The sequence below is a fragment of the Gemmatimonadota bacterium genome, assembly GCA_040388625.1.
In the GTDB taxonomy this organism is placed as follows: domain Bacteria; phylum Gemmatimonadota; class Gemmatimonadetes; order Gemmatimonadales; family Gemmatimonadaceae; genus Fen-1247.
Genome location: JAZKBK010000006.1, coordinates 514,971 through 527,320, shown reverse-complemented (window position 1 = coordinate 527,320; position 12,350 = coordinate 514,971). Strand labels below are relative to the sequence as shown.

Sequence of the window (12,350 nt, the reverse complement as noted above, 5' to 3'; positions counted from 1 at the left end):
ACTGCCGCCGCGGATTCAGTGGAGCTCGATGAAACCTCTCTCGACCCCCGCCCGGACTGCCGACGTCCGGCTGTCGACACCCAGCTTCCCGAAAATGTGAACCAGATGCGCCTTTACCGTCGGCTCGGCGATACCGAGCGTGGTGGCGATCTGTTTGTTGCTGGCGCCGCGTGCAACGCATTGAAGGACCTCCGTTTCACGATTGGTCAGCGGCTCGTGCGCCGGGGTTGCCATCTGCTGCATGAGCCGCGCGGCAACGGAGTGGGCGAGGTAACGCTCACCGCGCGCCACCGCACGAACTGCGCGAAACAACTCGTCGTGCGGCACGTCCTTGAGCAGATAACCGACCGCGCCTGCCTCCACCGCGCGCAGCACGTCCGCGTCTGTTGCATACGTTGTAAGCACCAGTATTCGCACACGTGGATTCCCGGCGATGATGCGGCGAGTCGCGCTGGCGCCGTCCAGCTCCGGCATGCGGATGTCCATGAGAACTATGTCCGGATCCAGCGTACTCGCGAGATCCAACGCCTCCAGTCCGGTTGCTGCCTCGCCAACAACCTCGAAATCAGGCTGGCTGCCAAGGGTTCCCGAAAGCCCGCTACGGACGATTGGATGGTCATCCGCGATCACTATCCGAATACGGTGAGTCACGCAAGCTCCTGTCTCTGCGACGCTGCGACCGCGGTGGCAAATGGAAGGGCGACCGTCAGACTCGTACCATTGCCTCTGTAGCTTTCGACGATGACGCGGCCGCCGAGCGCACCTGCGCGCTCGCGCATGCCGGCGATGCCGAGCCCGCGTTCGGGTTGCGACGTCTGCTCCGGGATGCCGACGCCGTCGTCATCTATCTCGAGGAGCACCAGATCGTCCACGTGTGACAGTCGGACTGAGACGTTACTGGCGGATGCGTGACGTGCGACGTTGCTCAATCCTTCCTGCGTGGCGCGGAGGAGCGTTACTTCCGCGTCCTGGGCCAGTTCGGGAACGTTGGTGGACTCGAACGATGCGGGAACGCCGTGAAGCGCCGACCACTCGTGCACGACACGGTCCAGCGCCGCAGGGAGCGGACCGTCGGCGAGCGCGGAAGGACGCAATGCCAGCACGAGCCGGCGAATCTCGGTGAGGCTGGCTCGCGATACCGCCTGCGCCTGGGCGAGGTACGGCGCGGCAAGCGCAGCCCGATCGGAGCTCGAATTGTCGAGCCGGCCATTCTTTGAAGCGGATGCATCTGAATCGCTCGCCGGTCCGCGCAGCACCAGTTCCGCCGCCGAGAGCTGCGCGATAACACTTGTGAAACCCTGTGCGAGCGTGTCATGCAGATCGCGCGACAGTCGCTGCCTCTCCGCGAGCATCCCGGCCTCCCGCGAGCGTGCGGCGAGATCCTGATGCGCGGCGTCGAGCTTGCGCAGGAGATCTTCCTGCACCGCGGCGTCACGATTCGACCGGTGGATGTACAGCACGATCGCGCCGACTATCACGCCGAGCACGAGGATGGGGATTGCGTTGATGAATCGTGTTACGACGAATCCGTTGTCCGTTCGGCTCACGGCGATGACGTCGGCGATGACGAACGCCGCCAGCGCACCTGTTATCCACTGGAACGGTAGGAAGATGCATGCCTGAAACAGAGCGCCGAGCGCGAGCAGGCTGTATTCGCGTCGTAGCCACGAGGTGGCGAACACGAGCGCCCAGCAGGTTGCGACGTAAGCAATGCTCCGCCACGACTCGCGTACCAGCCAACGGTACAGGATCACGCCCGCTACGTGTACCGCGATCGTGGCCAGTAGCAGGATCGCGAGGCGTGCCCCGGTCGTGCCGGCGAATACGGATTGCAGCGAGCCGCTTCGGACGACTGCGATGCGTGTCGCCGTCATGAGCGCGACCAGTTGCGTCGCTGCCCACACGTTCAGCCACACGGGTGCATGCCTTGAAAAGAGCGGCTCGGATGGAGCGCGGAGTCGGGCGGTCACCACCATCCAGTAAATGTCATGCGCCGCGCCGCTTTGTGCCATGCGAAAAGGCACATTCGAGCGACTGAGCGCCCGGCTCGGTGGTGGTATCAACCAAAAGTTGTAGATCGCATGACTACGTCCGGACGATGGCGCAGCTTTGCGCGGGGCCGCAGCTTCCGTCATGACCATGTACCGACGGAGCTCGGACTGACATGCAGCGCGCGATTCGCGAATCGCTATTCCAGGGCCTGCGCGCACTCGGCATCAACCCGATGCGGACGGGATTGGCGACGCTCGGGATCATCATCGGCGTCGCGTCGGTGATCATGACGCTGGCACTGGGCGACGGACTCGGGAATTACGCCCGGGAGTCGCTGGCGGTGACGACCGACGTGCAGACTGTGAATATTGCGTCCCGCACGAGCGAGATTCGCGACGGATTCAGCTTTCCGGTATCGGGCTATCCCATCTTCACGCTGCAGGACGCCGCTGAGTTGCAGGACGTAGTCGGCCCGAGCGGTGACGTGTCGATGTCCGCATCGGGACGCGCGATCATCATGTCGCCGCAGGCCGCACCGCACGCCGTACGCGTGAACGCAACCCTTCCGAACTTCGTCACGTTCCGGCGCAAGGACGTGGAGACGGGCCGCTACTTCACCGACGCCGAGGCTCGCCGCGATGCGCCTGTCGTGGTCCTGTCGCACAATCTGGCCGCGCAGCTGTCGCGCACCGGCGATCCATCGCGAATGCTCGGCGCGACGGTGCGCGTGCATGGTCGCCCGCTGACGGTGATCGGTATCATGCCTCCATACGTTGGCGAGCGGCTCTTCGACGTGTATGTCCCCATTCTGGCCGCTTCGACGACGTTCGAGCCAAGTGGAGTGATTACACCGACGCTGGCCGTCCGCGCGCGAAGCATCGAGGGAGTCGGAGAGGTGCGCGACCTGGTGGACGGATGGCTCGCGGGGAAATTCCCGAACTGGCAGAAGCGCGTCGACGTCGAGCTGGAAGCCGCGCGACTGGCGCAGGTGAACAACGCACTGCTGATATTCAAGCTCGTAATGGGCGCTCTGGCCGGCGTATCGCTCGTAGTCGGCGGCGTGGGGATCATGAACGTCCTGCTCGCGAGCGTCACGGAGCGGACGCGTGAGATCGGCGTGCGCAAGGCCGTCGGTGCCACGCGTCGCGATATTCTCGTGCAGTTTCTCGCCGAGTCGCTCGCGCTGGCCAGCGCCGGCACCGGAGTTGGCACCGTGCTCGGCCTGTCGGGCGCGTTTGCGCTGGCGGCACTCGCCAGGCGCTTTGCAACGACCATACCGATGTACGCCGCAGTTTCGCCAGCGACGATCGCTACCGCCGCCGTTGCTGCGTCCGTCGTCGGACTCACGTTCGGCATGTATCCCGCAATGCGCGCCGCGCGGCTCTCTCCAATCGACGCGATCCGCCACGAGTAGGTGACGTGCCCCGCAGAGCGTCGGGGCCGGGGTGAGATTGCTGTGCCAGCAGACGACCGTCGGGAGTCGTAAGTTTTTCGCATCCCATCAAAGGACTCTTCGTGCGTCTCTCGCTCGTTATTGCCGCCGGCGCTTCGGTGCTCCTACTCACTTCAGGAGCAGCGGCGCAGAATGCGCCTCGCCCGTCAGGCGATCCCGCGTCAGTTGCCGCAATTGCTTCCTGGCTTGCTTACGACGCACCGCCCGGAGACGAATCCCGCATCACGGATGCGGTGATGGCCGCGGACAATCACTGGCGCCGCGACGCACTCGGCAATCTCGTCATGACAGTCGGGAGCGGTCACCCTCGTCGGCTGATCGCATGCGGGCTCGATCATACAGGGTTCATCGTGAGTGAGATAACTGATCAGGGCTATCTGCGATTGCATCGCGCCGGAAATGGTGCGACGCATCCACTCTGGGATCAGTTTCATCAGGCGCAGCAGGTGCGGGTGTTGACGAAGAATGGATCCATCCCGGGTGTAGTCGCCGTGGACAATCTTCACTTCGCGCAGGAGCATCGCGGCGATACGTCGATCGTGAACGTGGACCAGCTATGGGTAGACGTCGGCGTCAGATCTCGCGCCGAAGCAACTGCGCTCGGCGTCACCCTGATCGATCCCGTTGTACGTGACGTTCCACCGTGGACATACACTGACCATGTGGCGGGCGCCGACGCGAGCGGCCGCGCGGGATGTGCAGCGGTGGCATCGGTCGCGCACGCAGCGCAGCGCGGCAATGCGCACACTGCGGGCGAGACAGTGTTCGTGTTGTCCACGCAGAGCAGTTTTCGATGGAGCGGGCTGGAAGCTGCCGCGGCGCGTCTGGGCAGGTTCGACGAGGCGATGATCGTTGCCGCTGCAAGCGCGTCGGGTGATGACAGCGCAGCGGTGTCGCACTCACCCTTCGCTCCACGCGCCAGATCCGTTCCGGCGGTGAACAGCGACGCAGTGTCGCGCATGGCGGTGCGCGCGCGCTTCGCCGGCTCGCTCATGGAGAGCGTCCGCTCGAGCGATCTGGATTCGTTGCTCCTTGCGGTGCGCGCTGCCGCACACGTATCGTCGCCAGCACCATGGCTTGTGCTTCCGCGGCCTCCCGCGACGGTCGCAACGCGCGCGCGCGACAGTCTTTCAGTGGCTGCGGACGTTCTCACACGCCTTGCCGAGCTATCGGCGGTCGGCGAGCGCGAATCTCCGGTTCGCGATGCAATTCGCAGCGCATTGCCGGAATGGGCGCGCAAGCAGATAGTACAGGACTCTGCAGGCAACCTCATTCTGTCGATGGGACCGGATCGCGATACGAGCGTCTTTCTCGCGCACATGGATGAAGTGGGATACATCGTCCGATCCATCGACCGTGATGGAACGGTGACGCTGACGTCGCAAGGCGGCCTCAACGGCGCAGCATGGGAGGGCCAACCCGCGCTGTTGTTTCTGGACCGGCCGGCGACCAGTAACGCACCCGCCTCAGCGGCACCCGTATCACTCCCCGGAGTCTTCGTACCGCGCGAGCAGGCGAAGGTGCGCCGCCCCGACGTCATGCGCGCATGGTTCGGGATGGATTCGGCTGCACTCGTCACGCACGGTGTACGTCCCGGGCTGGTTGTTACCGCATACAAGCGCGGCGAACGTCTCGCTGCGACACGGTTCACCGCACGCGCACTGGATGACAGGGCGGGTGACACTGCCCTGTTGCTGGCGCTTGCAGAGATGGATCCGGCAAAGCTGACGCACAAGGTCATCTTCGTCTGGTCGGTCGAGGAAGAAGTCGGACTCTTCGGTGCGGCAGCTGCCGCGCAATACATCGGGACGTCGGTGCAGCACGCATACGCGATCGACACCTTCGTGTCGTCAGATACGCCGTTGGAGTCGCCATTTTTCGCCTTCGCTCCGCTTGGTGAAGGGCCGGTATTGCGAGCGTCGGACGACGGGATGATCGTGTTACCGAGCGAACGCGACCGTATCATCGCACTCGCTCACAGCAATCATATCCCGCTGCAGGTGGGCACGACCAAGGGATCGACCGACGCCGTTCCATTCGTGGCGAAGGGCGCGATCGGTGCCCAGCTCGGATGGCCGGGCCGGTACAGTCATTCGCCCGCGGAGGTGCTGGATCTCAATGATTTGATGTCGCTGGCGCGGCTGGTGCGGGTGCTGGCGCAGTGACGCGGCGGCAATCCTACCCGATCACACGGTAGGTAACAGGCAAGGATGCGTCCTTGCCCCACCTTGTCCGGCGTCTTTTCCGATCGATCCGCTCACGACCGATCATCCGAGCATCGATGGTCCGCGAATGTGGGGCGCGGATGTATCCGCGCCTGTCACTTTATGCGGCGCCACAATGACAGCCGCCACCATATCCGCCGTAACATTCGTAACAGTTCTGAACATGTCCGGAATCACATCCACGGCAAGCAGAATTCCTATACCTTCCGCCGGTATCCCGACACTCGTCAGCACCGGTACCATGACGAGCAGCACGCCGCCTGGAATGCCCGGCACACTGAAGCTGAGCAACACTGCAGACATCGCAATCGAAGCGACCTCGGCGGGCGTTATCGTCACGCCGTAGATCCGAGCCAGGAACAGACTGCTGGTCGTGATCGCGATGGTTGCACCGAGCTTGAAGGTCGAAACTGCGAGCGGAAGCACGAAGCCTGTCGCGGCCGCAGGAAGACCAAGCTGCAGCTTGCCCGCTTCGATCATCGCGGGAAGTGTCGCGAGTGAAGATCGTGAGCTGAATCCTACGACCTGCGCCGGCGCAATGGCGCGCGCGAACCTGACCAGCGGAACTCGGCCCACCACGACGGCGACCACATACAACGCGCACGTGTAGACGAGGCACGCAATCGCGACGAGTATCAGCAGCGCGATGATTGCGTGCGCGCCGCCGAATCCTGTGCGTGCGCCGAGTGCGTATGCCAGGCCGAATACGCCGATCGGCGCGATCCATAGTACCCAGCGTACGAGCTCGAGCATGACGTCGGCAACACCACGAAAGAAGCCGACGAGATGTGCGCGCGATTCCGGCGCGAGTCTGGTGACACCGACGCCGAACGCAACTGTGAAGATCACCAGCGGAAGCAGCGCGCCGTTGGCCGCCGCGGCGACGGGATTCGCCGGAATCAGTGCGCCGATCCAGTCCCAGAAGCCGGGCGCTGCGTGTGGCGCTGCTGCAACTACCGGCGCGACTTCGCGGGTCCCCGCGAGCGCTCCCGTCGATCCGGCGGTGACGCGCAACAACGTCAGCAGCCATGGCGTCATGATTGCGATCAGCACCGCGCCGCCGAACAGGAGCGCAAGAAAGACTCCAATCACCCGCACGCCAAGCCGTCCGACCGCGCCAGCGTCGGCAAGTGACGCGATGCTCGTGATGAGCAACGCGACTACCAGTGGTACTACCAGTGCGCTGATCGCCTTGACCCAGATCGTTCCTACGGGACCGATCGCACCCGCAAACTGCGGAAAGATCGCGCCAGACACTCCGCCGGCGACGAAGGCTAGAAGTATCGTCGCCGCTGGTGATACACGTCGCCTCGTGTGTCTATCCGGTGGAAGCCCACCGCGCTCCGCGTGATCCGTTGCGTGTTCTGGCACAGCGCTGGAATCTACGCCCTGGCCGCACCGCCGCCGGGCCCTTCAAGACATCGGGTTCGGGCGAAGATCGATCGTCGGCTACTATCGGAACAACGATCGCGCTCGAACTGCCGACGCTGAATGAGCCCGGCGCCCGCTTCACTCACGCGACCTTCACAACAGCATCTGCGTAAGCCTGCAACAGCGCGCCCCAGCCGCCTTCCGACGAAATCGCCTGGCGTACTTTCTCTGCGCCCTCTCCGAAAGCGTCGAGCTTGCCGTGCTCCAATCTCACGAGTGTCGTATCAGTCCCCTGCGCCTGAAACCGCACTTCCACTTCGCTGATCAGCGAAGGGTCGAACTTCCATTCGGCGTTGATCTGCCACGCGAGCACGACTCGGTTCGGCGGCTCCCACGCGATCACGTGGCCCCAGCCGCATTCCGTACCATCCGTCCCGCGCTCGTACCAGCGACCGCCCACGCGTGGCTCAAGTACGACCTCGGCGATCGGCGCGTCACTCCTGCGGATCGTATGGGTGATCGGCCACCACCGGGTCATGTTGGCGGTGAATACCTCGAATGCACGCGCAGGCGTGGCTTTCACGGTGATCGTCTTCACAACTGGTGCAACTGATGGCGCTGTTGCTGCGGTGCGTGGGCCTGTCATCGTGATTTCTTCCTTTTCGTCGGTTGAGGTTTGCCTTCGACTTCAGCCTTGAACGCGTCGAGCGCCTGATCCCAGAAGCGGTCCAGCCACGCGCGTAATTCCGCGATACCACGCGGATCGACGGCATAGAGCCGGCGCGTGCCGACGGCTTCGTCACGCACCAGGCCCGCATCCTTGAGCACCCTGAGATGCTGCGAGACGGCGGGCCTGCTGACGGGAAGACCCGCGGCGATCACTCCCACCGGCACCGGTCCGCGGCGCAAGCGCTCGAACACTGCGCGGCGGGTCGGATCGGCGAGGGCGGTCAGGGCTGATGTGTAAGCCATAACTTACGGTAAGTACATGCTTACCGAATGTCAAGCATGTGACTGACGATTCAGCATGCTCGGGCTGCCTGCGTCGGCTTGTCCTGGCGCATGAAGTCCGATCGCGCCACCTTTTTGGCGCAATATTCAGAATTGCGCCACTTTCATCTGGTAGTAGCTACCGGGCGATTACGAGCGGGTCGATCGGTTCGATGTCGGGGAACCGATGAAAGTCGGCGTCTCGCGTGTAGATTCGCCGGATGCCGTGCTCGCGCATCAGCGCGGCTGTGGTCGCATCGTGCATCAGGTTCCCTCGTAACTCCGGCACGAGACCTATCAGCTCAGTCACGACCGCCTGGTGCCGCATCGTTGGTACGAGCAGGCTCACCCCGGGCGACGCCAGCACACTCTGAATGAATCCCCATGCGTCGACCGCCGCCAGCGGTCGCTCCAATACTCGCGGATGTGTAGTGACGCGCAGGAATTCATAACAGATGCCCCACGTGAGATACCACGCTCCTGCAAGCGACCGCCACGCTTCCAGCTGCGAACGGCAGCGGGCGTGTTCCGGTGAAGTCTTGTTGGCAGCATAGACCAGGATATTTGTGTCGACAACAAACACTCAACGTCCATCCATCAGATCATACAGCGCATCACGATTCGCGACATCCACAAGTGTGCGTCCTGCGTGAAAAACTGGAAGAGGCGGCAGCGGTTTCGTGGCGTTCTGCGGTGTGAGCAGCCGTCGAAGTGCAGTTTCGACCAGTTCCGACATGGTCGTGTCCAGCCGCGCTGCTTCGCGCCGCAACTGCTTCATGACCTGATCGTCGATGTTGAGCGTGGTCTTCATATGGATAACCATACGCAGGATATGGCTATATGGCAAGCCGTCGCAAACCTTCAACGCGATCGCTATAGTCATGATCTGCAATATTCACCCGTACGATCGATGGCGCGGTACCAGATCTCCGTCGACCGAAGCTCTTAGCCGTCGTGCGAAAAGCGCAACGCAATCCCTCCTACGCCACCTTCCGCGCCACTCCGTACCTCCCATCCTGGTCCTGCGTCACCTCGCCCATCAGCGCCAGCGTCTCCAGATGCCGCGCGACGAGCGCGCGCTGTGCGCCGCTGAAACTGGCGGCGATCTCGTCTGCCCCGAGCGGGCGCTGGGCGACAAGTGCACCGATCGCCGAAAGCTGCTCCACGGCGGTCGACGGCCACGCGGGGAGCGCGGCTGCGGCAACGGCCGGCGCTTCGGCGTCCGGAATCGCGAGCGTCAGCGCGGTCGCGGCTGGCGCGAAGCGCGGGATCTGATACTCCGGCCGGAGCCAGCGGATCACACCGCGACTTTCTTCCTCGACGCGCTCGTCGTGCAACGCAACGAGTCGCTCCAGTATCTCCTCCTTCTCCATCGGCCACGGCCACCCGTACGACTCGGCGACCAGCGCATCGAGCTCGTCGTGCATGTCGCGCAACACACCACACGCCGCGATCTCGTGAATCACGCGCTCCTTCGGTGTGAGTGCTGCACCCGAGCGGAGTTTCTCGACGACGTTGTACATGCCGGTCATCGTCACACGCTCATCGCGCGCGATCGCGGATTTGCGGTGAGAGTCGAGGCGCTCGGCGAGGGTTGACACAGATTCGGCTTGATCCGTTGTCGGCAGTGGGAACGGGAAAGATTCAAACGTCAAGGAATTGTTGTATCGGGGATCATTGCCAACGCCTAGGCGACCACCAGCAGCGAGAGACCAGGTGACATGAATTATCGAACTAAGAATTCCAAGCATTACCGCCTTGTCCGACGCAATGGCAATTATTCCTTGATCAGGAAGTATTTCGGGCTCAAGCCAAACAAAAAATCGATGTTTGGACGTCATCGGCGTTGCAACGAAACGCGAGAGATTGCGGAGCCCGTTACGCATATCTTCGTTCGACCGTCCAAACCTCCACCAAAAGCGTCTCCGACCGACATCTGCCTGCGCTTCCCGTGCCGGGCGCACTCGCGTGCGAACTATGTCATACAATTGCGGGAACCCACGTGCCTCCGCTTCGGACATCGAACCGAAATCGATAACCCAATCACCACGCGGACGTTGCGTTATGTCACGCCCGTTCCGAATTGGCCGTAGTACTTGACGGGTCGGGTCCGCGTCCCGCACGAGCCCTGGCGCGGCAGCTGACGGCACCATGAACCCTTCGCCAACGATTGCAGCGCCGCGGAAGCTCATTCCCCGATTCGCAAGTAGGCTGACAGTTGCACTCTGTCCTACATTGGCCAGCGGTGTAAAATCGCTGTTCAAGGGCTCCGTATACTGCTCCGAAGCCGTGATGTTTGCACGGTCGTCAACTGTGATAATACGGTGGCTTTGCGCAGTAGGTGCAATAACCGTAAAGGTCACGCGGACTGCTGCATCGTTTGACGTATCCCCCCAGGGATGATCGCGAATAACCCATACAACCTCTGCGTTGTTCTCGGTCGCTTCCTCTACAACCTTTCGATTCAGTGACTGAACGATCGAATTGGTGGTAATTAGGCCCGCGCGGATCGTTTCTCCGCGGCCGACGCGTTTCGCAGTCCGCCACCACCAATACATGACAAAGTCCGCGCCATCGGGAATTGTGCTGTATACGCTTCGCAATGCGTCGATGTACCCCCAACCCATCGACGCGCGTTGCCGCTGCACGCCCATATACGGCGGGTTTCCGATTATAAAATCTGCCCTCGGCCACTCCGCCTGCCTCCCCCCCACATACTCGTAGTACTTCAGCTTCGCATTCGGATCCGGAATCATCTCCCCCGTAATCGGCGACACAATTCTCGGAGTCGGATCCGGGCGATCTCGTTCCGGCCGATGCACGATCTCATCCCACGCCAGTACGGCGTCGCGACACTCGATCGTTCCCGTGTCCTCGAGAATCGGATCTGGCGGCGTCCTTCCGCCATGCGACTCGCGCCAGAATTGATGGTATCCGATCCACAGCGTCAGCTCCGCGATCTCGCGTGCCCACGGCTTCACCTCGATGCCGTGGAACTGTCTCGGATGCACTTCGTCGAGCACGAGTCCGCCCTGTCCGTGTGACAGGCGCGCGATCTCGTTCATCACTTCGTGCTCGATCCGCTTCACCGCGGCCATCGTCACGTACAGAAAGTTTCCGCTGCCGCATGCGGGATCCAGGAACGACAGTCCGCGCATCCATTCGTGAAACTCGCGAATCTGCTTGATCGCCTTCGTCCTGTCGCGCGCTCTTCCCGTGTCCTCCAACTGCAACGCCGCCGCCTGCACGGCAGTCCATCGCTCGCGTATTGGCTCGATCACAGTGGGCTCAACCAGACGCTCGATGTACGCGCGCGGTGTGTACTCGGCGCCGAGTCTGTGACGCTCTTCGGGATCGAGGGCACGAACCAGCAAAGTGCCGAAGATGGAAGGCTCGACGCGTGACCAGTCGTGCTTGGCGGCATCGATTAGAAGATCAACGTCGCGCGCCGCGAGTGGCAACGCTTCCACGGTCTTGAAGAAGTGCCCGTTGAAGCGATGCAACAGCTCGGCGCCGAACATGCCGCCGCTGTCCATCGTCTTCCAGAGCGATGTGAGCGCCATCGTGAGACGCTCGTGATCGCCGGAGCTGCGCGCGGTCTCGAGCGTGCGACGAAATAGATTCTCCGGTAGCAAGCCGACGTCTTCCGCGAAGCACGAGAAGACGCAGCGCATGAGGAATCGCGCCACGCGCTCGGTGTCGAGCCCGCGCGTCTCCAGCTCCGCGGCGAGCTCGGCGAGTCCGGCGGCGATTTCCCTTGTCACTACCTGTGCCTTCCCACGGGGATCGCGGACGGATGGATCGACGAAGATATCGTACAACAGCTGGATGTCTTCGGGACGATCGTGCAGCGTGTTGAGCGCAATGCGCCGGCCGGCGGCGAAATCCCCGTACGCTCCGCTCCACCGGTCCCACACTATAAGAGTGCGCGGGACGTCGAGCACCATCAGATATGGTGGCGCATCACCGGAAACGTACGCGACGTAGTTGCGCACCTGACCGAAGGCCTTTCGCAGCAGCGAGTCGTTACGCCTGTCGTCGCCTGAGGCCTTCGCCTCGATCGCAAAATGACCCGACTTCCAGCAATCGATGAAGTTGGTGGATTCCCGCCCTTCACGATCCATCACCTGCACTGGCAGCTCGAACCTGTACGACGCCGTCGGCGGATCGGGGGTGGCGACGCCGAGTGCCTCGCAGAAGCGCAGCATCCAGGTCTGGAAGGCCGCGCGCTCGTTCACGGTGGTTCCGGCCCACGCCTGAGCCAGTTCACGCAGGCGCGCCGGTGCTTCGCTGGGAAACGTCATCGCGAGACAAGATAC

10 protein-coding genes are annotated in these 12,350 nt (G+C 62.8%); 2 read left to right on the top strand and 8 right to left on the bottom strand.

Features of this window, described 5'->3' with window-relative positions; translation table 11 throughout:
* Positions 1–15 precede the first annotated feature (15 nt).
* Positions 16–651 (bottom strand): response regulator transcription factor, encoded by a 636-nt coding sequence (locus tag V4529_15710; protein ID MES2359783.1) that lies wholly within the window; start codon positions 649–651, stop codon positions 16–18.
* On the bottom strand, positions 648–2,012 hold the full coding sequence (locus V4529_15705) for a sensor histidine kinase (protein MES2359782.1): 1,365 nt from the start codon (positions 2,010–2,012) through the stop codon (positions 648–650). The genes V4529_15710 and V4529_15705 overlap by 4 nt, the downstream gene beginning before the upstream one ends.
* A 152-nt stretch (positions 2,013–2,164) precedes the next feature.
* Between V4529_15705 and V4529_15700 the strand changes: the two genes are divergently transcribed.
* Both V4529_15700 and V4529_15695 read left to right on the top strand, forming a co-directional pair.
* Complete coding sequence (locus tag V4529_15700) at positions 2,165–3,406, top strand: ABC transporter permease (protein MES2359781.1); 1,242 nt, start codon at positions 2,165–2,167, stop codon at positions 3,404–3,406.
* Positions 3,407–3,507: 101 nt separating this feature from the next.
* Complete coding sequence (locus tag V4529_15695; protein MES2359780.1) at positions 3,508–5,610, top strand: M28 family peptidase; 2,103 nt, start codon at positions 3,508–3,510, stop codon at positions 5,608–5,610.
* 102 nt (positions 5,611–5,712) lie between these two features.
* Here the strand turns inward: V4529_15695 and V4529_15690 are convergent, their stop codons facing one another.
* The 6 genes from V4529_15690 to V4529_15665 all read right to left on the bottom strand — a co-directional run bounded on the left by V4529_15690 (position 5,713) and on the right by V4529_15665 (position 12,335).
* A complete protein-coding gene (locus V4529_15690; GenBank protein ID MES2359779.1) occupies positions 5,713–7,041 on the bottom strand; it encodes a dicarboxylate/amino acid:cation symporter in 1,329 nt (442 codons plus the stop codon).
* A gap of 142 nt (positions 7,042–7,183) precedes the next feature.
* Complete coding sequence (locus tag V4529_15685; GenBank protein ID MES2359778.1) at positions 7,184–7,687, bottom strand: SRPBCC family protein; 504 nt, start codon at positions 7,685–7,687, stop codon at positions 7,184–7,186.
* Complete coding sequence (locus tag V4529_15680) at positions 7,684–8,013, bottom strand: metalloregulator ArsR/SmtB family transcription factor (GenBank protein MES2359777.1); 330 nt, start codon at positions 8,011–8,013, stop codon at positions 7,684–7,686. Before V4529_15680 ends, V4529_15685 begins: the two co-directional genes overlap by 4 nt.
* Before the next feature lie 157 nt (positions 8,014–8,170).
* On the bottom strand, positions 8,171–8,614 hold the full coding sequence (locus V4529_15675; GenBank protein MES2359776.1) for a TA system VapC family ribonuclease toxin: 444 nt from the start codon (positions 8,612–8,614) through the stop codon (positions 8,171–8,173).
* The gene (locus V4529_15670) at positions 8,615–8,842 is read right to left on the bottom strand and encodes a ribbon-helix-helix protein, CopG family (protein MES2359775.1); all 228 of its coding nucleotides are present in this window, start codon (positions 8,840–8,842) and stop codon (positions 8,615–8,617) included. It abuts the gene before it with no gap.
* Positions 8,843–9,011: 169 nt separating this feature from the next.
* Entirely contained in the window at positions 9,012–12,335 is a 3,324-nt protein-coding gene (locus V4529_15665; protein ID MES2359774.1) for a DNA methyltransferase, read from the bottom strand.
* Between the last annotated feature and the right edge of the window lie 15 nt (positions 12,336–12,350).